Origin of the sequence: Pauljensenia sp. UMB6358, from assembly GCF_030216865.1 — a bacterium.
Classification (GTDB): Bacteria; Actinomycetota; Actinomycetes; order Actinomycetales; family Actinomycetaceae; genus Pauljensenia; species Pauljensenia turicensis_A.
On sequence record NZ_JASOMS010000011.1, the window covers coordinates 19,901 to 44,461 of the forward strand.

Annotated in this window: 19 protein-coding genes and 3 tRNA genes; 12 read left to right on the forward strand and 10 right to left on the reverse strand. The window is 56.0% G+C overall.

The features are described from left to right. Positions 1–513, forward strand: coding sequence for a Cys-tRNA(Pro) deacylase (gene ybaK / locus QP381_RS07725; RefSeq protein ID WP_285068308.1), 513 nt, complete (start codon positions 1–3; stop codon positions 511–513). A 202-nt stretch (positions 514–715) separates the two neighbouring features. Here the strand turns inward: ybaK and QP381_RS07730 are convergent, their stop codons facing one another. Further along, positions 716–3,376, reverse strand: coding sequence for a DEAD/DEAH box helicase (locus tag QP381_RS07730; protein ID WP_179370533.1), 2,661 nt, complete (start codon positions 3,374–3,376; stop codon positions 716–718). Positions 3,377–3,642: 266 nt separating this feature from the next. Between QP381_RS07730 and QP381_RS07735 the strand changes: the two genes are divergently transcribed. Together QP381_RS07735 and QP381_RS07740 are read left to right on the forward strand one after the other, a co-directional pair. Then, positions 3,643–5,112, forward strand: coding sequence for an alanine/glycine:cation symporter family protein (locus QP381_RS07735; protein WP_179370532.1), 1,470 nt, complete (start codon positions 3,643–3,645; stop codon positions 5,110–5,112). Positions 5,113–5,494: 382 nt separating this feature from the next. Next, the gene (locus QP381_RS07740; RefSeq protein WP_285068312.1) at positions 5,495–6,274 is read left to right on the forward strand and encodes a fumarylacetoacetate hydrolase family protein; all 780 of its coding nucleotides are present in this window, start codon (positions 5,495–5,497) and stop codon (positions 6,272–6,274) included. A gap of 114 nt (positions 6,275–6,388) precedes the next feature. Here QP381_RS07740 and QP381_RS07745 read toward each other — a convergent pair whose 3' ends face one another. Further along, a complete protein-coding gene (locus QP381_RS07745; RefSeq protein WP_285068314.1) occupies positions 6,389–7,573 on the reverse strand; it encodes a MalY/PatB family protein in 1,185 nt (394 codons plus the stop codon). A gap of 132 nt (positions 7,574–7,705) precedes the next feature. Here QP381_RS07745 and gltX point away from each other — a divergent pair, with 132 nt between their 5' ends. The 5 genes from gltX (at position 7,706) to secA (ending at position 12,886) form a co-directional block, all read left to right on the forward strand. Next, on the forward strand, positions 7,706–9,211 hold the full coding sequence (gene gltX, locus QP381_RS07750) for a glutamate--tRNA ligase (protein WP_285068316.1): 1,506 nt from the start codon (positions 7,706–7,708) through the stop codon (positions 9,209–9,211). Positions 9,212–9,515: 304 nt separating this feature from the next. Continuing rightward, positions 9,516–9,590 (forward strand) — tRNA-Gln (locus tag QP381_RS07755). Between the two features lie 23 nt (positions 9,591–9,613). Beyond that, positions 9,614–9,689: transfer RNA gene (locus QP381_RS07760), tRNA-Glu, on the forward strand. A 49-nt stretch (positions 9,690–9,738) separates the two neighbouring features. After that, positions 9,739–9,814, forward strand: a tRNA-Glu gene (locus QP381_RS07765). 243 nt (positions 9,815–10,057) lie between these two features. Beyond that, entirely contained in the window at positions 10,058–12,886 is a 2,829-nt protein-coding gene (gene secA / locus QP381_RS07770; RefSeq protein ID WP_103633516.1) for a preprotein translocase subunit SecA, read from the forward strand. A gap of 126 nt (positions 12,887–13,012) precedes the next feature. Here the strand turns inward: secA and QP381_RS07775 are convergent, their stop codons facing one another. Then, a complete protein-coding gene (locus tag QP381_RS07775; protein ID WP_006681779.1) occupies positions 13,013–13,483 on the reverse strand; it encodes an Rv3235 family protein in 471 nt (156 codons plus the stop codon). Between the two features lie 490 nt (positions 13,484–13,973). Between QP381_RS07775 and QP381_RS07780 the strand changes: the two genes are divergently transcribed. Beyond that, the gene (locus QP381_RS07780) at positions 13,974–14,426 is read left to right on the forward strand and encodes a DUF6912 family protein (RefSeq protein ID WP_219585733.1); all 453 of its coding nucleotides are present in this window, start codon (positions 13,974–13,976) and stop codon (positions 14,424–14,426) included. 144 nt (positions 14,427–14,570) lie between these two features. Here QP381_RS07780 and QP381_RS07785 read toward each other — a convergent pair whose 3' ends face one another. The 6 genes from QP381_RS07785 to QP381_RS07810 are packed head-to-tail and all read right to left on the reverse strand — an operon-like array spanning position 14,571 to position 22,662. After that, the gene (locus tag QP381_RS07785) at positions 14,571–17,696 is read right to left on the reverse strand and encodes an AAA family ATPase (RefSeq protein WP_285068322.1); all 3,126 of its coding nucleotides are present in this window, start codon (positions 17,694–17,696) and stop codon (positions 14,571–14,573) included. A 1-nt stretch (position 17,697) separates the two neighbouring features. Further along, positions 17,698–18,918 carry a metallophosphoesterase family protein gene (locus QP381_RS07790; RefSeq protein ID WP_103633520.1) on the reverse strand — a complete coding sequence of 407 codons (1,221 nt, stop codon included), beginning with the start codon at positions 18,916–18,918 and terminating at the stop codon, positions 17,698–17,700. Positions 18,919–18,969: 51 nt separating this feature from the next. Then, on the reverse strand, positions 18,970–19,767 hold the full coding sequence (hisN, locus tag QP381_RS07795) for a histidinol-phosphatase (protein WP_103633521.1): 798 nt from the start codon (positions 19,765–19,767) through the stop codon (positions 18,970–18,972). A 9-nt stretch (positions 19,768–19,776) separates the two neighbouring features. Further along, a complete protein-coding gene (gene rsgA, locus QP381_RS07800) occupies positions 19,777–20,847 on the reverse strand; it encodes a ribosome small subunit-dependent GTPase A (RefSeq protein ID WP_285068326.1) in 1,071 nt (356 codons plus the stop codon). Next, a complete protein-coding gene (gene aroA, locus QP381_RS07805; protein WP_285068327.1) occupies positions 20,837–22,171 on the reverse strand; it encodes a 3-phosphoshikimate 1-carboxyvinyltransferase in 1,335 nt (444 codons plus the stop codon). Before aroA ends, rsgA begins: the two co-directional genes overlap by 11 nt. Continuing rightward, positions 22,168–22,662, reverse strand: coding sequence for a hypothetical protein (locus tag QP381_RS07810; RefSeq protein ID WP_006681772.1), 495 nt, complete (start codon positions 22,660–22,662; stop codon positions 22,168–22,170). Before QP381_RS07810 ends, aroA begins: the two co-directional genes overlap by 4 nt. A 134-nt stretch (positions 22,663–22,796) precedes the next feature. Between QP381_RS07810 and QP381_RS07815 the strand changes: the two genes are divergently transcribed. From QP381_RS07815 to QP381_RS09700, 3 genes are all read left to right on the forward strand, one after another. Then, complete coding sequence (locus QP381_RS07815; RefSeq protein WP_006681771.1) at positions 22,797–23,402, forward strand: sigma-70 family RNA polymerase sigma factor; 606 nt, start codon at positions 22,797–22,799, stop codon at positions 23,400–23,402. Continuing rightward, positions 23,395–23,721 (forward strand): anti-sigma factor family protein, encoded by a 327-nt coding sequence (locus tag QP381_RS07820; RefSeq protein WP_006681770.1) that lies wholly within the window; start codon positions 23,395–23,397, stop codon positions 23,719–23,721. Before QP381_RS07815 ends, QP381_RS07820 begins: the two co-directional genes overlap by 8 nt. Positions 23,722–23,811: 90 nt before the next feature. Further along, positions 23,812–23,886: a 50S ribosomal protein bL37 gene (locus QP381_RS09700; protein ID WP_373273797.1), complete on the forward strand. Its 75-nt coding sequence runs from the start codon at positions 23,812–23,814 to the stop codon at positions 23,884–23,886. Positions 23,887–23,953: 67 nt separating this feature from the next. Here the strand turns inward: QP381_RS09700 and QP381_RS07825 are convergent, their stop codons facing one another. Continuing rightward, entirely contained in the window at positions 23,954–24,553 is a 600-nt protein-coding gene (locus QP381_RS07825; protein ID WP_006681769.1) for a GDSL-type esterase/lipase family protein, read from the reverse strand. Positions 24,554–24,561 lie beyond the last annotated feature (8 nt).

Genomic DNA, 24,561 nt, shown 5'->3' on the forward strand with positions numbered 1-24,561 from the left:
GTGGGGAAAAAGAAAGCGAATTCGAGTTCGCCGTCGGGTCCGACTCGTGCGATTGAAGCATTGAATAAGGCCGGGATTTCCTTCACCTTGCACGAATACGAGCATTCGCCCGAAGCCCGCACGTATGGTGGTGAAACGGTTGAGAAGCTCGGTGTTAATCCGGCGACTGCATTTAAAACGCTGATGGTTAAACTGAATACCGGCGAGTTCGTTGTCGGGATTATCCCGGTTCTTCATCATCTGTCGATGAAGCTGATCGCGAAGGCTGCGGGTGCGAAGAACGCTGAGATGGCGGATCCTGCTGTCGCGCAGCGTCGTACGGGATACGTGGTGGGCGGGATTTCTCCGCTGGGACAGACGACTTCGCACCGTTTATTTGTTGATGAGTCCTGTTTGGACCATGACACGATGATCGTGTCAGGTGGCAGGCGCGGCTATTCGGTGGAGTTGAGCCCGCTGGACTTTATCGATGTGTCAGGCGCCGAATGCGTTCCGCTGACTGCGATCGACTAGGTGAATACAGGCCCGGCGTCTGCTGAGCCGTTAGAGATGAAACCCTTGAAGCAGGCTTGCGATAGGAAACTCTCTCTTTTCTGCTGACCGAGCAAGCTTCAGATCATTCGTGCAGAAAGTGATCTGAGTAGTGGGACTTGTCAGGATCGAAGCTGTTGCAAGGTGAATCGTATCGAGGCTCTTGAGCTTGCCGGTGAACTTCTTAGTGCGGGCCTACGGACAGTAGGGTCAGCGCGACTCCGTCTTGGCGATCGGATTCAACAAGGTCGATCAGGGCGACGAGGTGCCAGTCGCCATCGCCATTCGGATCAAGCAGTGTCTGAGTCGCCAACCAATACGTGTGGTCACCGTCCGCCTCGGCGCCAGCAACCTCAAGATCTGCGGGGGAAGGGTGCTCATTCAATTCGCACAATGAGGCCGACCGGGCTTCCTGATCGATCCCGATCCAGTCATACTCTGCCCAGTAGCGCTCCAACACGTGATCCCAACGTTCTTCATCCCACCCGGAATCGGCGTCCTCGCGCGCCAGAGCCTCAACCGCGTCGCGGCTCATCAGTTCTACACGATGGAACATCGCCTTACGCACTGCCGTACGGAATGCATGCTTGTTCGTCGTAAACGCGATCGTTCCGTCCTCGTCAGCGCCGAACGCAACCTCGTTTCCAACCGTCTGTGTAGCAGAATTCGAGGCCTTGCCTTCAGCCAATGCCTCCCACTCGTCCAACAAGGAGGAGTCAACCGCACGAATCAGGCAAGCCAGCCAATCGATGATCGCCTCGACCTCGTCCGTCATCGCATCATCGGGAATAATCTGCTTCATGCCACGATATGCATCCGTCAAATAACGCAACAGCACGCCCTCGGAACGTCCCACGTCGTAACGGGAAACAAGCTCCGTGAATGTCATCGCGTTCTCAACCATCTCACGGACAACTGACTTTGGAGAAATCTCAAGATTCCCGATCCAAGGATTCGCCTTCACATAGGTTGCGAACGCCGACTCCAACAGATGAGCCAACGGCATCGGCCACGTTACCGATTCCAATGCTTCCATACGTTCGTCATACTCCATGCCCTCGGCCTTCATCGCGGCGACGGCCTCACCCTTGGCTACAGAACGCTGGGCAAAGAGCAGTGGACGAGGATCATCGAGAACCGATTCCACAACGGACAGAACATCAAGCGCATATGACGGCGAGTCAGGATCCAAGAGTTCAATCGCAGCAAGTGCAAACGGCGACAGGGGCTGATTCAATGCAAAATCATCGGGCAAATCAGTTGCCGCACGGAGCCTGGGACGATGTTCCTTCAACGCTTGAGCGGTAGAGACGTGCTCGACTACGCCCGCCTGCAACAACGAGGAGTAGATGTCGCCCAAGCGGCGAAGATGTGGGTTCGAGTCCTGGGAACGGTCATCGTTGCCCACGGCCAGCTCCACCAAATGGGCTCCAGGATCACGCCCTGCAACTTCCGCTCCGGCAAGAACATTCAAGACCATCGAGTGCGTCATTGAGAACTGTGAACGCAACTGTTCGGGCTGCTCTTCAGTCAAACGCGTGAACGTCGCCTTTGTCCACGAGATCGTTCCGTCGCCAGGGCCCTTACTCTTCTTCGCATGCTTCTTCTGGGCGCGCTTCAACTCACGCACGTCGCGAGCCGCTTCCTGGGCCGCACTGAGCTTCGCGCGCTCGCGGGCAGCCTCAATCTCATGCTCAGGAGCAAGAACACGCACATAGCCGACGGTGTCGAAGCCAGCGCGACCTGCGCGACCAGCAATTTGATGGAATTCACGTGCTGATAGGTGACGCATCTTGTTGCCATCGAACTTCACCAATGACGTCAACAACACCGTGCGAATGGGCACGTTGATACCAACACCAAGAGTGTCAGTTCCGCACACGATGGGGAGCAAGCCCTGCTGTGTGAGGCGCTCAACCAGTCGGCGATAGCGGGGGAGCATACCCGCATGGTGAACACCAATTCCCTGGGTGAGTAGAGACCGCAGAGTCTGACCGAACCCCTTCGCAAAGCTCACGGTTGCAAGCTCGGCGTTGATCTTCTTCTTTTGGTCATCGCTGATCAACGTGCGCTTATTAAATGATTGCGCAGTTGAAACGGCATCTTTCTGAGAAAAATGCACGATGTAGACCGGCCAGCGGCCCTCGTTGAACAGGCGCTCGACCGTGTCGTCCAAACGATCGACAACATATTCAAATTCAAGAGGAACCGGGCGCTTCGCATTATCAATCAACGCGACCTCGCGTCCGGTGCGTTCCTGCCACGTACGACGGAAGAACGCGGTGTCACCAAGTGTCGCAGACATCGCGACAAACTGAGGTTTCGTGAGCTCCAGCAGGGGAATCTGCCATGCTGATCCTCGCTGCGGATCCCCGTAATAGTGGAACTCATCCATCACGATCATGTCCGCATCCAAGGATGGGCCTTCACGCAGAGACTGATTCGCCAAGATTTCAGCCGTGCAGCAGATAATCGGCGCCAGAGGATTGAGGGACACGTCGCCCGTCACCATGCCAACGTTCTGCGCACCAAAAAGTGCGACCAGATCGAAGAACTTCTCTGAAACAAGAGCCTTCAGAGGTGCTGTGTAATACGAGCGCCCACCATTCGCCATCGACACGAAGTGCGCGGCCAACGCGATCATCGACTTGCCCGACCCAGTTGGGGTTGCAGCAATAATGTGCTTCCCGTCGAGGAGCTCAAGGAACGACTCTTCCTGATGCGGATACAGTGGCCTGCCCGTTGAGGCCGCCCACGAAGTAAACGCTTCGTAGAGCGCATCAGGATCCTTCAACAGGCCATCGTCTTCCAACTGGTCCAGAAGTTCATTCAAGCTCGCTGTCATGGTCCCATTGTCCCAGAAAGACGACTGCCCCCAAACGCTGGTTATTAAATGTTTGGATAGAAGGGACAGGCGATGTGAGCCTGTGAATAACTGCCTGTTTAAGGAAACGCGTTCAACGATGAGCCTCGTACCCCGACCGCCAACTGGAAGTGCACCCAAGTGGTCACGTTGTGGATCGAAAAACGGGGAAAGCAGATCATGTGCCATGCTTAGCGCGTCCCGTTAGCCGTAACCCACCACAGTGGTGGACAAGAAAGGAGTGCGACGTGGAAGACCTTGCAAATCAGATTCTGGCGGTCGCAGACTGGCTCACGTTACACGTGACAGTCTGGGTTCTCGTTGGCACCGGCCTTTTCCTGACCATCGCTTCTCGTGGTGTGCAACTGAGGCATTTCCCGTCGATGATTCGCGCTGTCACCGGCTCGCGTCAAGGCGCGAAGGGCGGCATCTCGTCCTTCCAGGCGTTCACGATTTCGCTCGCCGCCCGCGTCGGCGTCGGCAACGTGTTCGGCGTGGCAGCAGCTTTGCTGATGGGTGGTCCGGGCGCAATTTTCTGGATGTGGATCGTCGCCCTCGTCGGGATGGCGACCGCATTCTTCGAGGCAACGCTCGCGCAGGTCTTCAAAGTCCGCGTTGCTGACGGCACATTCCGTGGCGGTCCCGCGTACTACATTTCGCTCGGTATGAAGAACAAGGTACTTGCCTCAGTCTTCGCTGTCATCACCGTTGTCACCTGCGCATTCGTCATCACCTCCGTCCAGTCGAACGCCATCGCAGGAACCCTGCTCTCTGCACTTGGTGACGCCGGCTCTGAGCCCGTCATCGCTTCACTCACCCGGGCACAGATCATCATCGGTGCCCTGCTGTTCGTCTTCTCCTCCATGGTCATCTTCGGCGGTATCCGCACCGTCGCCCGCGTGACCGAATGGATGGCCCCGATCATGGCCACGATCTACGTCATCATGGTCGCGATCATCGTCATCATGAACATCGGCCAGTTCGGAGCCGTCCTCGGCCAGATCTTCTCCTCCGCATTCGCGCCCCAGCCACTCGTTGGTGGCCTCGGTGGTGGCATTCTCGCCGCCCTGATCAACGGCACGAAGCGAGGCCTCTTCTCGAACGAAGCCGGCCAGGGCACTGCTCCGAACGCCGCTGCAACCGCGACTGTTGCGCACCCCGTGTCCCAGGGGCTCATTCAGTCCCTCGGCGTTTTCATCGATACGGTCATCGTGTGTACCGCCACCGCGTTCGTCATCCTGATCGCAGGCCCGGATGTCTGGGGAGCCGAGGGTATCAGTCCCGCAAACCTGACCTCCGTGGCCGTCGCGAACGAGCTCGGTCAATGGACCATCATGCCGATGGCCGTCCTCATCTTCGTCCTCGCGTACTCGTCGATCATCGCCGCCTACGTCTACTCCGAAACGAACATGACGTTCGTGACCGGCAAGAAGTGGGCAACCTGGACTGTTCGCGTTATCTCCGTCGGGTCCGTTGTCCTCGGTGCGCTGGTCTCGCTGGACCTGGTCTGGAACGCCGTCGATATTGCGATGGCCGTCATGACCGTCACCAACCTGATCGCCCTGCTCTGGCTCTCGAAGTGGGGCCTGGGTGCCCTGCGCGACTACGAAGCTCAGCGCAAGGCCGGCGTCGAGATCCCCGTTTTCGTCGGCACGGACAATCCGCTACTTCCCGGCGATCTGCCGACCGACACCTGGGCCGAGGAAAAAGTCTCCTGATGCCGCGCGATTGGACTTCCCGTCCGCCTTCGAAGTTGTGTGCTGAAACGGCTTCGTATTGACGAAGCCCATCAGAAAGCCATCCTGACTCAACGCCGGTGCTCCGGGCTCATGCCCGAGGCACCGGCGTTTTACCACACTGTTCACCTTCAGATCGACGAGATCGCCACCGCTTTGTAGGCAATCCCCTCACGTTCAGACAATTGCGTGTTGTGTGGATTCCACCGACTACGTCGGCGGGGCCAACGCGCCACGCAAAACTTGCCCTCGGGGACAACCTGCCTCCGCGGTGGCATATTCTGCTGGCCACACGGTGCCCTGAACATTGCCAGCGTGTGCGCCCTGTTCCGACAAAAAGGCGCTCGCGGTTTAGGCTTTGACTATGAAGATCGTGCGTTTTTCTGACGGTGACTCACCACGTTATGGAGCCCTTGAAGATGGCTCAACCCGAATCGTTGTCCTGAAGGGCGACCCGCTGTTCAATCCGGTTGAGCCCGATGGGCGAATCGTTGAGCTTGATGAAGTTCGCTTGCTTTCTCCGGTCATTCCGCGTTCCAAGGTCGTTGCGATCGGTAAGAACTACGCCGATCATGCGCGCGAAATGGGAGGCGAAGCCCCGGATATGCCGGTCGTCTTCTTGAAGCCGAACACCTCTGTCATCGGCCCCGATGATCCGATCATTCGCCCGTCCTGGTGCGATGAACTGCATCATGAAGGCGAGCTCGCAGTCATTATTAAGTCCCTGGCAAAGGATGTTCCGGTTGAGGACGTCGACAAGGTCATCCTTGGATACACCATTGCAAACGACGTGACCGCTCGTGATATTCAGCGAGCCGACTCGCAGTGGACTCGCGCAAAGGGCTTCGACACGTCCTGCCCGCTGGGGCCCTGGATCACCGTTGACCCGAACTTGGATATCAACAACCTGCGGATCACGACCACGGTCGATGGCGAAGTTCGCCAAGACGATACGACCGCCAACATGATCCACACTGTTGCGGAACTTCTCTCCTACGTGTCGTCGATCTTCACGCTATTGCCCGGCGATGTCATCATCACCGGAACCCCCAAGGGGGTCAGCGAAATGAAACCCGGTCAAACCGTTGAGGTCACCATCGAAGGCATCGGCACCCTTCGCAACACGGTTCGAGACCCCGAATAGTAGCGCCCCTTTTGCCTGTTAGACCTGTGGGGAGCAGTTCAATGAACTGCTCCCCACAGGTCTGTTTTTAGGTGCTTGGCCCTGTCAATAGCCAGAAAGCCAGCCGGTTAAAAATCAGCCCAGACGTGCACCCGCGACCAAGGCGAGAACGCGGTCGATCATCTCCGCAATTGTTTCGTGCGAGCATGCCAGGTTGAAGCGCGCCCAATCGGCGTAGTCGGCGCCCAGAGTCTTACCGTCATTGACTGCGATTCCGGCTTGCTCGCGCAGAGCGATCGCAGGTGAAGGATTCAGGCCCAAGCCCGCGAATCCCCACCACGACAAGTACGTGCCCTGCGGGCGAACGAAATCAATGGGGGAGTGTGCGATCGCAGCCTCGAGTGCATCGACGTTCAAGCGAATATAGTCGCGGACTTCGTCGAGCCACTCGACACCATTCTCGTAGGCTTCGATCGTGCCAACAGTGCCGATCGTCGAAGCGTGGAAATGCAGTTTTTGACCCTGCTCATCCCAGCGCTCACGAAGCGCCTCGTCGGGAAGAATCACTTGAGCGGACGGAAGCCCCGCGATATTCCACCCCTTCGACGCAGCGGTCGCCGTCACCGTGTGCGCGGCAAAACGCGGATCAAGACGAGCGTAGGAGAGGAAAGGAACCTCGTCGAGGACCAGGGGAGAATGGATCTCGTCGCTGAACACGAGGGCGTCATACTGGCTGACCAGCTCGCCGAGCGCGCGAAGTTCAGCTTCGTCAAAAACACGGCCGGTCGGATTCCACGGGTTGCAGAGAATCACGAGGCCCGCTCCAGCCTCAAGACCTGTTTTGATGCCTTCCAGATCGAGCGCCCACCCCTTGTCACCGGCAGTATCGCCGTGAAGGGAGGGAACCTCGATAACGGGGTGGCCAGCCTCGGTGGGCATTGAAAGGAAAGGCATATAAGCCGGCGTTGGAACGATCACCGGCGTACCCGGGCGCATCAACTTGGTCATCGTCAGTTCCAATGCGGGGAGAACGGACGTCACGAGACGAACCTGGTCCGGGCGCAGATCCCAGCCGAAACGACGCTGTTGGAAAGAGGCGGTTGCTTCAGCAAGCTTCGGTGCCAACCACGACGGCTGGTAGCCCAATAGTCCATCATTGATGCAATCCGTCATCGCCTTCGCGACGCTGGGAGCAGTACCGAAATCCATCTCGGCAACCCACGCGCCGATCGTGGGGGAGCCATCCTTGCGGGTTATCCCCGTCCATTTCAACGAGCCCACGCGATGAAGCTCAGCATCAGTAAAAGTACGAATTGGCACGATTGCTCCTTTATCGGGTCGCCGAAGCAGTCATCGATACCCTCTGATGCCTGCCGAGAAAATGACGTATTGGGAACAAGCCTAGCCCCGACGAAAAATACTGCCCGCCGGGGCGAGTAAGATAAAAGCATCATGAGTGAAACGACTGCTTCCGGCGCCGACGTGCGCGTTCGATTCTGCCCCTCACCGACCGGTACACCCCACGTAGGAATGGTCCGAACCTGCCTGTTCAACTGGGCATACGCGCGCCACACCGGCGGTACCTTCGTCTTCCGTATCGAAGACACCGACGCTGCTCGCGATTCCCAGGAATCGTTCGACCAGATCCTCGACTCCCTGGCATGGCTTGGCCTTGACTGGGACGAAGGCGTCAACAAGGGTGGCCCTCACGGCCCGTACCGCCAGTCCGAGCGTATGGACATCTACGCTGATGTCGCAGCAAAGCTCCTCGAAAATGGTTTCGCCTACGAGTCCTACTCCACCCCCGAAGAAATCGAAGAACGCCACCGCGCAAAGGGCGAAGACCCGAAGCTTGGCTACGACGGCTTCGACCGTGACCTCACCGAAGAACAGGTCGCTGCATTCAAGGCTGAAGGCCGCAAGCCGGTTCTGCGCATGCGCATGCCCGACGAAGACATCACGTTCAACGACCTTATCCGCGGTGAAATCACCTTCAAAGCAGGCTCGGTTCCGGACTACGTCATCGTTCGTGCCAATGGCCACCCGCTCTACACGCTGGTGAACCCGGTCGACGATGCACTGATGGAGATCACGCACGTTCTGCGTGGCGAAGACCTGCTGTCCTCCACCCCGCGCCAGATCGTTCTCTATCGCGCACTCGAAGAACTCGGCATCGCCAAGTTCATGCCTCGCTTCGGTCACCTGCCCTACGTCATGGGTGAGGGCAACAAGAAGCTCTCCAAGCGTGACCCCGAATCGAACCTGCTACTCCACAAGGAAGCCGGCATGATTCCCGAGGGCCTGAACAACTACCTCGCCCTCCTCGGCTGGTCGATCGCACCCGACCGTGACATCTTCACGATGGACGAAATGGTTGAAGCGTTCGATATTGCTCAGGTGAATCCGAACCCGGCGCGCTTCGATCAGAAGAAGGCCGTCGCCACCAACGCCGAGCACATTCGTCGCCTCGACACCTGTGATTTCACCCGTCGCCTAGTGCCGTTCCTGGCACGCGAAGGCTACATGAGCGCCGCAATCTACTCCGAGCTCACAGATACCGAGAAGGCAACCCTCGACATTGCTGCTCCGCTGGCGCAGACCCGCATTCAGACGCTCGGCGAGGCTGGCCCACTGATGCGCTTCCTGTTCGTCGGCGCAAGCGCCCTCGAGTACAACGAAAAGGCTGTTTCCAAGCTCAAGGATTCCGCTCCGGGCGTGCTCGCCACCGCACGTGAGGTTCTTGCCGGACTCGATGACTTCAGTGCTCAGGCAATCAAGCCCGCGCTCGATGCCAAGCTGGTCGAAGAGATGGGGGTGAAGCCACGCTTCGCATTCGGCCCGCTCTTCGTGGCGATGACCGGCTCGAACGTGTCGCTGCCCGTCGTTGACTCGATGGCAATCCTGGGCAAGGAAGAAACCCTTGCTCGCCTTGATCGCTTCATCGCGACGCTCGCCTGATTTCCTCAACGCTTTCGTGCCAATCGGTTGCTACCGGCTGGCACGAAAGCGTTTGGGGGAGGCCAAGTGTGGCTTTCGGCATCTTCCGCTCTGATTCTCCGCTTTGTTTTCATCGTGAATGTGCGAGGTGCATCGCGGATCGCTGAACGTGAAAGACGCTGTTTCGATGCGCCATCTCCCTGATGAACGGGGAGGGGCAGGAGAATGTGAGTCGAAACATGCCCGCTCGATTTGGCATTAGTGCCACACTCGACTAATCTTTCTTTTCGTCGCAAGAAACCTCAGCGGTGACTGCGATTGCCAATGGGGTATGGTGTAATTGGCAACACAGCTGATTCTGGTTCAGCCATTCTAGGTTCGAGTCCTGGTACCCCAGCCATCGGAACGCATGTTTTCCGATAGGCCCCCATCGTCTAGCGGCCTAGGACGACGCCCTCTCACGGCGTTAACGCCGGTTCAAATCCGGCTGGGGGTACCAAACCGATTTTCTCGGTTTAACTTGAAGTTTTCACCATGAGAATTTCAGCGCCCCCATCGTCTAGCGGCCTAGGACGACGCCCTCTCACGGCGTTAACGCCGGTTCAAATCCGGCTGGGGGTACCATTTGCACTCATGCTTTGTGGCGTGGGTGTTTTTGTTTATCTGCCACCGGGCGCTGACAGGATCGCGACTAGATGGTGATCCCGGCCTCGTACCTGGGCGAGCGTGGAGCGCACTGAGGTAAATGTGAGCGGAAAATACTAACTTTCGACGCTCATAATTCGAGTGTGCGCCTATCTTTACGTAGACTGGTTCGGTGCGCACGCACAATCGGACGACGGTCCGAAATGAACGTCAGGAGTATCTGTGTCCCTCATTGACAAGATTCTGCGAGCCGGCGAAGGCCGTACACTCAAGAAGTTTGATCAGCTTGCCACCCAGGTTGATGCGTTGCAAGAAGACTTCGAAGCGCTCACGGACGAAGAACTCCAGGCAAAAACCGCCGAATTCAAGGCTCGTCTTGAAGAGGGCGAAACCCTCGACGACCTCCTCGTTGAAGCTTTCGCAACAGTCCGCGAAGCGTCCTGGCGCATCCTGCGTATGCGTCCCTTCCACGTCCAGGTCATGGGGGGCATCGCACTGCACAAGGGCAACATTGCCGAAATGAAGACCGGTGAAGGCAAGACCCTCGTCGCCACGATGCCCGCATACTTGCGTGCACTAACAGGCAAGGGCGTCCATGTCGTTACGGTCAACGACTACCTGGCAAAATACCAGTCGGACATCATGGCTCGAGTCTACAATTTCCTCGGCCTGACCACCGGCTGTGTACTGGTCGGACAGAAGCCTGCAGAACGCCGTAAGCAGTACGAAGCTGACATCACCTACGGAACCAACAACGAGTTTGGCTTCGATTATCTGCGCGACAACATGGCATCCACCCTCGATGACATGGTTCAACGTGGTCACAACTACGTCATCGTCGACGAAGTTGACTCGATCCTCATTGATGAGGCCCGTACGCCACTCATCATTTCGGGTCCGGCCTCGGGCGACGTCAACCACTGGTACATGGAATTCGCTCGCATTGCGCGCATGCTTGAGCGCGACGTCGACTACGAAGTTGATGAAAAGAAGAAGACCATCGGTGTTCTCGAAGCAGGTATTGACCACGTCGAAGACCAGCTCGGCGTCGAAAACCTGTACGAGGCAGCAAATACTCCACTGATCGGCTTCCTGAACAACTCGATCCGCGCCAAGGAACTCTTCCACAAAGACAAGGACTACATTGTCACCGACGGTGAAGTTCTGATCGTCGACGAGCACACCGGCCGTGTCCTTCCGGGGCGTCGCTACAACGACGGTATGCACCAGGCGATCGAGGCCAAGGAAGGCGTCGAAATCCAGGCTGAAAACCAGACCCTGGCAACGATCACCTTGCAGAACTACTTCCGCCTCTACCCGGAGGGCTCCCGCGCTGGTATGACCGGTACGGCAGAAACCGAAGCAGCGGAATTCGCCTCCACCTATAAGATCGGCGTTATCCCGATCCCGACAAACAAGCCGATGATCCGCAAGGATCAGCCGGACTTCGTTTTCCCATCTGAAGCCGGCAAGCTCAAGGCAATCATTGAAGATATCGCTGAGCGCCACGAAAAGGGGCAGCCGGTTTTGGTGGGTACCGCTTCGGTTGAAAAGTCCGAACTGCTGTCCCAGTTGCTCAAGCAACGACACATTCCGCACCAGGTCCTGAACGCAAAGCAGCACGCGCGCGAAGCTGCCGTTGTCGCAATGGCCGGTCGCAAGGGTGCGGTCACGGTGGCAACCAACATGGCTGGTCGAGGCACCGACATTATGCTCGGTGGTAACTCCGAGTTCATCGCTCAGGCAAACCTCGCGGCCAAGGGACTTGACCCGAAGGAAAATGCTGACGAATACCGTGCGGCGTGGCCGATCGCCCTTGAAGAAGCAGATGCGGCCGTCCAGGCAGAACGCGAAGAGGTCCGTGAGCTTGGTGGCCTGTATGTTTTGGGTTCAGAACGCCACGAATCGCGTCGCATCGACAATCAGCTGCGCGGTCGTTCCGGACGTCAGGGTGACCCCGGCGAATCGCGCTTCTACCTGTCCATGGAAGACGACCTGATGCGCCTGTTCAACTCGGGTATGGCGCAACGCATCATGGCCTCGGGCGCATACCCCGAAGACCTACCACTGGAAAACAAGCTTGTTTCACGTTCGATCGCATCGGCGCAGCACCAGGTTGAAGCGCGCAACTTCGAAATTCGAAAGAACGTTCTGAAGTACGACGACGTGATGACCAATCAGCGTGAACTGATCTACGATGAGCGCCGTCGTGTCCTCGAAGGCGAAGACCTCGAGCCCCAGATGAAGAACTTCATGCGTTCACTGGTCACTGGAATTATCGATGAAAAGACCGGTGGTATCAGCCCCGCCGAATGGGACCTTGACGTTCTCTGGGATACGTTGCGTGGCTACTACCCACCGTCAGTGACCTATCAGGAAGTCGAAGAAGAACACGGTGGGGCAGGTTCACTGGTTCGTGAAGACTTGGTCGAAGAAATCTACGGTGACATTACCGCTGTCTACGAGGATGCGGAAGAAGCTCTGAAGGCCAATCCGCTTGCTCGCGGTCAGCTCGGTGAAGAACCGATGCGTGACCTTGAACGTCGTGTTGTTGTCGCGACCGTTGACCGTCTCTGGCGTGAGCACCTCTACGAAATGGACTACCTCAAGGAAGGTATTGGCCTGCGTGCCATGGGTCAGCGCGACCCGCTCGTCGAATACAAAGACGAGGGCGCTCAGATGTTCCAATCCATGATGGAGCGCATCAAGGAAGAATCGGTCCAGCAGGTCTTCTCTGTTTCCCACCAGTTCGAGCGTGCTTTTGAACAGGCAAAGGAACAAGGCCTCTTTAAAGATGATGAATCTGCGAAGGAATCGGCAGAAGAACCGGCCGCCCAGGCCGAGTCTGCTGATGCGCCTGCTCCGGCCAGCCCCGTTGCCGCTGCTAAGGCGCAGGTTGTCATCGGCGAAGCTCAGCGCCTCAACCTGGCGAAGCTCAGCTACTCATCGTCCGATGGGACGGCAACGCAGGGCAGGGCAACCTCGTCTGGCGCGTCGTCGAATCGTGCTCAGCGTCGCGCGTCGGCAAAGAAAGCGCGTCATCGAAAATAAGCGCTGGCTCTCGCCTTGGTGATTATCTAAGAAGGCGACGATAAAAAACGAAAACTTCTCCCCAGAAGAACATCGTCATTGATGTTTTCTGGGGAGAAGTTCGTTTACTTCAATCGCTGTGAACTTCTAAGCGATTTCAAGAGCGGTCGTCATCCAGCGACCTTTGAACTCTTGTAGGCGCAGTGCCACCGCATAGCATCGTGCAGCACCGCGAATAACGACGGACGCTTCAACTTTTCCGGGGCTGGGCTCGCTTGCTCGCCACGTGACGGGGATACACCCTGTTCGGGTTTCTTCGTCGCCTTCTTCCCGGAAACTCAGGTGTTTGAAAGCGTTGAAAAGTTGCGGAAGCATCCAGCGCTCCAGCTGACGTTTGTCCCTGAGATCAAGGACTGCCTCGATGGCTGCGCGGGCAAAACCTGCAGCCCACGGTCCCACGTCAGGAAGTGTGTCTGGATAGTGCCCGTAGGGAGTAGCCCGCGATTCGAGCCATGTCCGAGTGTCAGCTTGTTGCTTCGGAGGAACGTCGATTGTGAGGTCCCAGCGAAACATGCGACGTTCGGGCATGTACGGGAAGGAGGCTGGCATCGTTGCCATTGGTATAGCTCCTCTTATCTTGAGATTCTCGGTGTGTTTGACTGTGTTCATCGTCCGTCATGTAGACATGAAGGGCTGATTGTGTACCGCTGTATTTGCTACTCCCTTCCTTGCGCTGGGGATGTGGTGCGCGCGTTAAAAAGTGCCATCGAATGAGGTGCGATATTGCGACGCGCCGATATAGGTTTTTGTGTAAAGGTTGTTTATGAGTTATGAGTGTGCGGTCTGTGGGTGGATGCTGTCAATAGATTTCAAGTCCTGTGGATAACTTTTTACCCCTGAATGCTTTTCAACTGTTCTTCGTAACGACAAAAGCCCTAGAAGAGTTAAAAAATGGTGTTTTTTCAAAGAAAAATGATGAGTTTGAAGCGGCGCATCATCGCCTCATCAGGGTTATAGTGCTCGCATGTGTTGCGAAGAGAGGAAGCTATTTGCTTCAACGCGCTCAATGACAAGCAAGACACAAGGGTAAGTGTGGAACACTGAAGCTATGCGCGTATATTTCCCCGCTCTATCGTCTGATCTTGGCGAAGAACAGATTTCTTTGCGACAGGCCTTCGTAGCCGTTCCTTCCCCAGACATGGGGCGTGAGGACGTTGAAGTGCTTGAAGATGATGCGCAGGTCGAGGCTGCGTTGGCTTCGCTGATTCTTCTGCGCGATGCCCCAACGCATGCATATGCGCGTATTGTGCTTGCAACTGACATTCAAACGGACGCAGTGCCTTCTGGAACCGGAGTGCTTGAAGTCAACAATGTTCGGTGTGATTGGAACGATGTCGTTGCGATTCTTGCCGATGATGGTGAAACATCGGAGCAGGTTCGGCGCGTGATAGAAGCCGATGATCAAGACCAGGCAGACCACGCGATTAGTGATCTCTGGGAGTTTCCTCTGCAGTGGTTTGATGTGTCGGAACGAGATGCGCTGCGCGAGATTCTGAAGTAGGAATCTGTATTTACTGATCCCTGATGCATCGTGTGTGGGGCTAGCGTGATCAACGCTAGCCCCACACACGATGAAGCAAGGCCTTTCCTTTCCTCCCTGACAAACCGTCTATTGAAACGGAAGGGGATAATGTGTCGCCTGGAATCAGAAGTCGATCGACAAGCTTGAACCCCCGTTTGCTTTGGGGCGAACATGGATCTGATCGCTGATCTGCTTTGACATCTCTTCGACGTGGCTGATGACACCAACGGTTCGACCACTCTGGCGCAACGCATGCAGGTGGTGCATGACGACATCACGCGTATCGGAGTCCAATGAGCCGAATCCTTCATCGATGAACATCGATTTGATTTCCGTGCCCCCCGATTCAGCAGTGACAATGTCAACCAATCCCAACGCCAGTGCGAGAGAGGTATAGAACGTTTCGCCACCGGACAACGTTTGGGTCTTGCGAATGCGGTCTGTTTCCAGATCGTGAATTGCCAACCCCAACCCAGACTTCTTTGAACGAGTGCCATCTTCTGGTCTGCAGATCAGTTGGTAGCGACCACCGGAGAATGCGCTGAGACGAGGATTCGTCGCATCCAAAACCTCATTGAGACGCGACACTAGCACCCATGATGATAGGGGAGTCGAACTGAGATTGAGAGATCCACCGTTGACGATATTCACAAGACGCTGGTACGGAGCAACTTCTGCTCGGACATGGTCGAGCTCTGCCACGGCGGTCTTAAAGTGCGTGTGAGCATCGTCAATCTGTCTCACAAGAGCACTGAGCTGACCACAGCGGTGTTGCATGGCATCGCGCGCAGCCGTCGCATTGGTATCCGCTTCTTCCAAGGCCGCCGTAGACTGCACACTTCGATCAGCAACATTGGCAAGACGTTTGTCCAGGAGTTGGTTTCGCGTTATCTGAAGATCACTCTGATGGGAGTCAATCTGGTCCTTTAATGCACGGAGCTCTTCGCCAGCGATGAAATGTGAATCAACGAAAGCGAGGGCTTCCTCGATGGAAGCGCACGGCGAATCAGTGAGAGCCTGCGTCAGCGCATTCGTTGTAGTTTCAAGGCGCGCATAGCTTTGATTCCACTCTTGGAGGTGCTTGTGATGCGTGCGAGCTTCAGTCAAAGAATCGCTGACATTCGCCAGATGCGCTTCGATTGATTCAAAGGTTCCACGGCCTTCTTCACACCGAGCCTGCTTCGTATCGATTGATTGGGCAAGCGAAGAGTGTTGTGTCTGCGCCTTGCCAATTTCAACCTTGGTTTCAGCGAGCTCGTCTTTCACACGGCTAATGTTCTGCTCAAGTTCGGCCAGAGCCTGATCAAGTTCCTTGATCGTTTGAGACAACGCTGAATGCTTGTCGATTCTTTCTTGAGCATTCTTGATTTCGAGTTCCAACGAAGCTTTATCCGCACGTGCAATTGTGTTTCCGCTCGCTATGGCTTGGTTGGTCTGAGCGTGAAGCATATGTGCTTCGTTCAATTCCTGCTCTGCTTTCGAACGCGCCTGATCGACAGCATCAAGGTCTTCGAGGGTGACAGCGTCCGTCTGGTCGATACGTGCCGGAGCTGGATGCTCCACCGAACCACAAACAGGGCAGGGCTTGCCGTCTTCAAGCTGGGTGGCAAGACTGCCACTGGCGTGATCCATCCACCGCATATGTGCTTGGAGGGAAGCGATGTTAGCTTCTTGCGCCCGGCGACGAGCACTTTGAATGTTCTTAGCCCTGATCTTGAGGATTTCGATATGCTCAGCGACTTCACATGCAGCCTGGTAACGCGGTTGTAAGAGCGCCATGTCGCGTTCGCCTGTTGCGAAGAGCTCCAAGTCTTTCAACATGTTTTCGCGTCCCTGAAGGGCGCTTTCACGCATTTTGGGAAGCTGGGAAAGCTGGTCTTCAAGCTGGGTGCGTTTCTGGGTGAGTACAGCAAGTGAGGCTGTTAATGCCTCTTGTTCTTCGCGTTCATTACTGAGTTCTTGCTCGAGTGACGTGAGGTTCTCAAGAGTTGCTTTCTTGGCACTGAGAGCTTCCACAATGGTGCTGAGTTCTTCTAAAAGCTCGTCAACCATGTGAGAGGAAAGAGAATCTTCCTCAATATGCGAAAGGGTCGTGAACCGTGAGCGAAGCTGACGATGCGCAGTGAGAAGCTCGGTATTTTTGACTGACATATAGTCGCGAGCGTCGGTGAATTGACGAACCGGCCCAGAGAGCGAGGAAGCAATAAGAGCATCGGAATGACGCTTCTTGTACTGATCAATGATCAAAGCGTGCTCCATCAGCATCTCCAAGTGAGATTGGAGTTCCATGCGTTCTTCAACCAAGGAGTTCAAGGCGCGGGTAGCTTCGAGCTCGCGGTGACATGCTTCGGCTATATCGATCAACCCGGGGAGCTTGGCTTCTTCTTCATCGCATACGCGATGAGCACTCTGGGCGAGAGTGATCGCCAGCGTCGATGCCTGCTGTGAATCGGGGTCAAGAGGATCGACATCCGCAAATGATGAGGGGGAATCCTGTGAAGCTAAGAAAGGAGAATCGTGGGAAGAATCAGCATCTGCGGGGCGAATGAAGTCCTGAAGGTGTCCGTACAGGCTCTCTAGATCGCTGAAACGACGGGTGACCTCGCGTTCTGCCTCTACTACGTCATCTGAATGTTGTTTTGATACTTCAGCAAGCTTCTTTTGGAAGGTCGTAAAAAGATGAGTGTTGAAAATATCTTTCAGAAGCGCTTCACGTTGCTCTGACTTTGCCATCAAGAAATCAGCGAACTTTCCTTGAGGAAGAACGACGGTTTGAACGAACTGGTCTTTTGTCAGACCAACCGCTTGCGTGATCCACTGATTCATCTCGGCGGCGTTACGGCCGATGGGATCCCCATCAACGTAGGTAAAATGACCATCGGCTGATTCGACGGGGTGTACCTGAATCAACGTCAACTGCCCGTTACGCGCAGTCTTATTGCCCTCGGGGATATATGTGGGTTCTCGGTAGACCTTGAAGAAACCTTCGGAGACTTCAAAGACTAGTTCGACATAGGACTTCGCTTTGGCCGGAACATGGTCAGAACGCAAGCGATCCTTCGTTGAGTCGCTTCCGCGCGCAACAATTCCGTACAATGCAAATGTAATCGCATCAAGAATTGTTGATTTTCCAGCCCCGGTGGGTCCTTCAAGCAGGAACAAACCGGAGTCGTCGAATCGGGTGAAATCGATCGTTTCCTTTCCAGAGAAAGGGCCGATTCCTGCGAACTCGATACGAATCAGCTTCATATCAGGCCTGCTTCCTTACTTGTTCCCACGTGTCTTGAATGATGCCTCTCTCGGTGTCGGTGAGTTTTGCTCCGCCTAAGAGCTCAAAAAACTCGAGAGAGATTTCAGTATCGCTACGAGACGAAACCGCAGATACTCCCGTGTGAGACGGCGGAGTAAGCGATGACTCGTGCTGGATGATCAACGCGTACGGATAGATCGTTTTCAACCGTGGGATCATACGATCGGGTCGAAGATCATCGGTCACCGTGATGGAGCAATAGGATGCTTGATCATTCGGGTCAGGGTCAGTGATCAGCTGGTCCATCGTTCCGCGTAGAACAGCAATCGAACGATGAACAGGAATAGCAATCGGTTGCGGGTGAAGGTATCCCGCTTCGTCCACTGCATCGGTGTCCAGCAAGTACACGCGCTTGGTTACCCGATATTCCGAGAAAGAATATGCGACTGGTGAACCCGAATAGAACACGGGAACAACGGTTCCTGAAATCTGTTGAGGACGGTGCAGGTGCCCAGCTGCGACGTATGCAAGGTGTGCCACCGGCGCGTTTTTCCCGCCAAGCGTGTCAAAGATTCCCGCCGGCACATGGGCAACGCCACCGACTTCGATATTGCGCTCTGAATCCGATGCGCTACCGCCGGTGATAAACGCATGAGGCATCGCAATCGCCGGACGCACATCACCCTGAGCGCGGCGTTTACGCAGGTCGTTATGGATTCGACGCAACGCTGCCCCCATTACGGCTTCGTGTGAGCGCGCCAGGGGAACAGGCAGTGAGGTTTCTTCATCGATCTCTTGATCGGACAGGATCTGACGAACAAGGTCAGGTTCAAGATAAGGCACGGGATAGATCAACGCACCGTCGTCGAAAGTGCCGCACTCAATCGCAGTGCCGATTCGTTCCGGTTCAGTCTCTATGACAAGTGAATCACTGAGAAGAGCAGAGAACATTCCCAAACGAATGGGGCCATCGTGATTCCCGGACGTCAGAATAATGCGCGTATGACCAGCCAAATCGGTCAAGTAGCGGGACAACTGGCGTACTGCATGAACCGGTGGAACGCTACGGTCAAAAACATCGCCACTAATCAGAACAACATCGACTTTGCGCTGGATAACCAGTTCCTTTAACCAGCTAAAGAAGGCATCAATGGAGTCAGATAGGGACTCGCCGTGAAGCGTGCGCCCAACGTGCCAATCCGATGTGTGAAGAATCTGCATGCTTCTAGTGTGAGGCATACCGTGTACAAACCGAATTGCACTCTCGACGGATTAGTCCTTTGGCCAGTGGAAATGATCAAGAATCTGGTCGTGAAGCAAGCCGTTTGATGCGAGTGCATTCGCTCCCCAGGGGCCTGCTACTCCGGACAAAGACGTAAAGCGCCCACCTGCTTCAGTCACAATTGGCACCAGCGCGGCCATGTCATAAAGCTCAAGCTCAGGTTCACAAGCGACGTCAACAGCGCCGGTGGCGACCAACATGTAGCTGAAGAAATCACCGTAGGCGCGCGTGCGCCAAACGCGAGCCTGCAAATCAATGAACTCGTCGATCCGCCCAACTTGCTGCCAACCCGTCAGCGACGAATACGATAGCGACGCCTCCGACAGGGCATTGATTGTGGAAACGTGCAGAGTATGAGGGGCATTCGAGCCAAACTGTTCCCATGCTCCGCCACCTTGGGATGCCCACCAGCGTCGTCCCAACGCAGGCGCCGACACAACACCGACAACAACATCGGAACCATCAACCAGTGCAATCAATGTCGCCCACACGGGGACATTGCGCACAAAGTTCTTCGTGCCATCGATCGGGTCAATGATCCAACGTCGCGTCCCCGCCCCAGACGAACCGCGTTCTTCTCCGTAGATCGCATCATCTGGGCGGCGAGTCGCTAACGCAGTGCGGATCATGTCTTCGACACCACGATCCGCGTCTGACACGGGCGTGAGATCAGGCTTTGACTCAACAACAAGATCAGATGCTTGAAAGCGCGCCATTGTGATTTCATCAGCGTGATCAGCAAGATCTAATGCTATTTTCAGATCATCAGCGTAACGAGAGTCAGGCATGTCTTCACTCTAGCGCGCATCGCGTGACGCTTGCTTTGCCACGTTAACGGCATCAAGCAGGCGACGCGCTGACAGTGCCATAGCGTTGCGACGCGCAGAGTCTTCATGACAGACAGCCTCAAACGGGGCCTCGCCACGCACCCAAGCGTCGATTGCGCAACTCGGTTCGCCCTCCGCATGGGAACAGAGGGGGAGACACCACGAGGTTGCTTCTGCAACTTCCGGGAATACTCCCAGAACGTCTTCTTCGTCTACGTGCCCCAGGCCGAAAGAACGGACGCCGGGCGTGTCCATAATCCATCCGCCCTCGGGCAGTTCGAATGCTTCGGAGGAAGTGGACGTATGGCGTCCCCGTCCCGTCACTTCATTGACGTGCCCGACACTGCGGTGAGCATCAGGAACCAGCGCATTGATCAGCGTTGACTTTCCGACACCCGAATGCCCGACAAGCACGGAGAAATGACCCGCAAGCTCGCCCTTTAATGCCCCGAGCCCCTCAGTGGGAGTGGCCTTACCACCCTCAAGCGCCTGCGTAACAATAATGCGGAAGCCAAATGGAGTATAGGTCGCAAGAAGCTCGCTTGGGACGCCAAGATCGGACTTCGTGAGGCAGAGGATGGGGGTCATTCCGGCTTCATATGCGGCCACCAAACATCGGTCAATCATGCCGGTTCGAGGTGGCGGATCGGCCAGCGCGACGACGATACACATAGTGTCCGCGTTCGCGACAATCGCCTTTTCTCCGCGTTGGTCGGGTGCATCTTCCAATGACCGGCGAAGGATGGAAGTGCGTTCTTCGACGGCGACAATTCGAGCCAGCGTATCGACGCGTCCCGAAACGTCCCCGGTTACGCGCACGCGGTCACCCATGATCACCGATCCGCGCTTTAGCTCTTTGGCGCGAATAGCATTCAGAGTTGTCGCGTCGTCCATCCTGACGCGGTATCGCCCACGATCAATAGCAATGACGTGCCCGAGCGGTGAAGTAGACCAATCTGGGCGAATTTTTGTTCGTGGACGCTTTGACTTTCCTGCGCGAACTTTGACGCGCGGATCGTCGGTTCCAGTGTCACGCCTCAACGGAAGCCTCCTTGCTTGAAGCGACAAGCGATGCCCACATGAAAGGGAAATCGGGCAATGTCTTTGATGTGCACGCAATATCATCCAGCGTTGTTCCCGGAATTCCCAATCCTAGGATTGCCGCGAAGGTTGCCATTCGGTGGTCGGCATAGGCGTGGTGGAGCGCGGGCGTTGGAGTGGTGGGGGGAGTGATCGCCAGATAATCTGTCCCCTCATCGACCTGGCAACCACATGCCCGCAGTTCTGTTGCCAAAGCGGCTAGACGGTCAGTTTCATGACCTCGCAGATGACCGATACCTCGTAGAAGCGAAGGTGAATCAGCGAAAACGGTGAGCGCAGCAATCGTCGGCGTGAGTTCCCCGACGTCTGCCAGATCCACGTCGATTCCGCGAATATGGCCGGCCTTCGCGCTCACAGTCAGTGCGCCATCGCGCAGAGTAACGTCGGCTCCCAGCCGTGGAAGAATGTCGCGCCATGCGTCACCGGCCTGCGTCGTTTCGGCGGGCCAATGCGGGATCGTCACCTTTCCGCCACACACCAGTGCGGCTGCGAGGAAAGGGCCAGCATTCGACAGGTCGGGTTCGATCGAATTGACGAGGCCGCGCGACCGTTCGTTGATGACATGCCAGGAATGGAACGCGGGGGCACCTTCGTCTATTTCCTCGACATCGCATCCGCGCGCTCGCATGGTCTGACAGGTCATTTCAATGTGGGGGAGCGAAACGACTTTACCGAGTGCACTGATCGTTACAGGATGGCTGAGCATAGGCGCAACCAACAGCAGGGATGACACGAATTGTGATGATGCGCAAGCATCGACCGTGATTGTTGCTCCCGCCGGAAGGCGGAGTGGTCCTTGAATAGTGAAAGGCAGGAATCCTTCTTCGCCGTGGTAGGTGATCGTGGCACCACACTGCGCAAGAGCGTCCAGGAGTGGCTTGAGGGGGCGTAGACGAGCGCCCTCATCACCATCGAAATGAGTGATCCGACTGTTGAGCGCAGCCAAGGGCGGAATAAAACGCATCACCGTGCCAGAAAGCCCACAATCGATGGAGATCTCATCGGTGTGCTCTGGCGCTTGAGGATCAAGAGGGACAACGTGCGCCGAGGTGCCGGAAAACTCAATGTCAGCGCCCAACAGTCGAAGGGCGTCTATAAACAATCGAGTATCCCGCGAATCAAGAACCCCGGTCAGTGAAGAAGGAGAATCAGCGGTCGCTGCAAGATAAAGCTCACGAGCCGACAGCGACTTCGACCCGGGGATCTCAATAGTTGCATCTAACGTGCCCGATGCTACGGGCGCCTGCCATAGGCGGGAAGTCAAGCGGAAACCTTTGTCGCCAGAGCTTTCTCACGTTCTAGGGCACGGCGTGCCTGCCACTGATTGACTCGCCATGACACTGACGGGGCACCCACGCGATCCGTGCTGGCCAGCGCATATGCTCCAGCAAGTGCGAAACGGGATGCCATTCCAGAGGTCATTTCACGGCGCTCAGCGCGACTACGAGCAGTCCACAGCGGATGATTCACAAGAGCCATCGGAATCGAAATAGTCGCAAGAACCGTAGCGCTTGTCCGAGGAGCCTTACCAAGAGCAAAACATGTGGCTGCACCCAGCATCACGCCACCTAAAACCCGCGTCGCAACAGTCAGCTGCTCATCGGTGGGAGCGGCCTCGCCCGCCACCGTATCCATCAGCGGACGGACAACGTGAGCGCGCTCGACGTGCACTTCAGGCTCACGCAGAGCTGAAATGCCATCGAGGAGGGCGGGAAGCGCCAAAGCTGGCCTTGCACATGCACGAAGAAGATTCATGCTTCTATTGTCCGATGAAAAGCGGTTTTCGTGAGCCACAACGCGCTTGATTATGGAATACAAACCTCGTCCGCACGCGTTTACAGACGTATGAACCACACGATTTGGGTCTCCAACGCTTACCCTTAAGAGCGATGACTACTTTCGACAACGCTTCTCGTCCCTTTGTAGAAGTGGAACTAGATCAGACATTCGTCCGCGATGCCATCCCGTACGAAAAAATGCTCTTCCGCGCAGCACTGCGACTGACAGGTAACAGAACAGACGCTGAAGACCTCGTACAAGAGACCTATCTTCGCGCATATGCGAAGTTCCATCAATACGCCCAAGGCACCAATCTGAAAGCCTGGCTCTACCGGATACTGACGAACACCTTCATCTCCGAATATCGCAAAGCGCAACGTCGACCCAAACACTCGCCTAACGAAGACGTTGAAGACTGGCAGCTCATGCAAGCAGCTTCTCACGACTCAGTTGCTTTGAAATCGGCGGAAACCGAGGCTCTCGCTCGGATTCCGTCAACACAAATTCAAGAAGCATTACACAGCCTGAGCGACGAACAGCGAGCAGTTGTTGTACTCGCCGATGTTGAATCGCTCAGCTACAAAGAGATTGCCGACATACTCGACATTCCGATTGGAACCGTCATGTCGCGTCTCTCTAGAGGCCGAGCAAGCCTGCGCCGAACACTCGCAGACCTTGCCAAAGAATATGGAATTACAGGAGATAACAATGAGTGAAGCCATCGGATGCGACGCGTTCCGAGAAGCGCTCTTCGCCCTGGTGGATTGTGAAGAATGCGAAGAACGTCGCTCGCTCATTGATACCGGAACAGTCGAAGGCCCCTGCGAACGCGAACGCCTTGCCTTGATCGCGCATGCTTCTGGATGCGAGCACTGCGCCCAAGAATTAGACCATGAACGCCATGTGCGAACCGCGTTGCGACACTTCTTCGATGACGAGCCTCTTCCCGAAGGATTCGAAGCCCGTCTGCTTGCTCGCCTCTCATCGGTTCAGGTTGAAACAACATCTGTATATGTCGAAACGTCAGGGCAGTGACGTGTGTCGCTAGGACGGTCAGCCTGTTGGCTTAACCGCTGTTTTTATGGGAAACTGTCAGGGTTGAATTCAAAACTTGAGGAGATCAACATGTCGAAGAGGGGCCGCAAGCGTCGCGATCGTAAGAAGCACGGTGCGAACCACGGCAAGCGTCCAAACGCATGAGCCGTCTTTAACGCAATGCCCGGAGGCTAAAGCCTCCGGGCATTTTGTTTTATCAGTTTCCTTCGCATTACTCGCGAGGCGTCGCACCCGTCCATTCGTACCACCCTGAATGCAGTACGAGCCACGCCATCAAGGCGTATCCGGACTGGCCGGGAAGCGTCAGCCCTGAATCCGTTCGCGCCCTCGAGGCTGCCATGTCTTCAAACCACTGATCGTGCGCAACAAGGGGAGTGTACGTATCAACGTAAGGAAGGCCACGGCGCTGGCATACTTCACTCATCGAACGGGAAAGCTGAGCAACCGACGAAGAATCACTCCCGGCAAGAGGTGGAGGTCCCACCACGAAGCAAGGAATCCCCAGCGAGGCAGCACGATCGGTGATATTCGCCAGATTCAAGCGCGAACGAGCCGAGCTTAAACCCGCTGAAATATCAGCGGTACCAACACCGACAATCAAACCGCGAGGTCCTTCGGCACCCAAGCGGAGCCCGACTTCCGATTCCCAACGCGCTGCCAGGCTATTCGTGGATTCCCCGGGAACGCCCAATGTCATCACCGTTGGAGCCGTTGCAAACTCTGATCGAGCAAGCACGCGACCAATCCAGCCGAGCGCTCGCGGGTCACCAGTTCCAGTGACCAGTTCGTCTCCGATAACGCAAAGTCTCATTGGGTTCC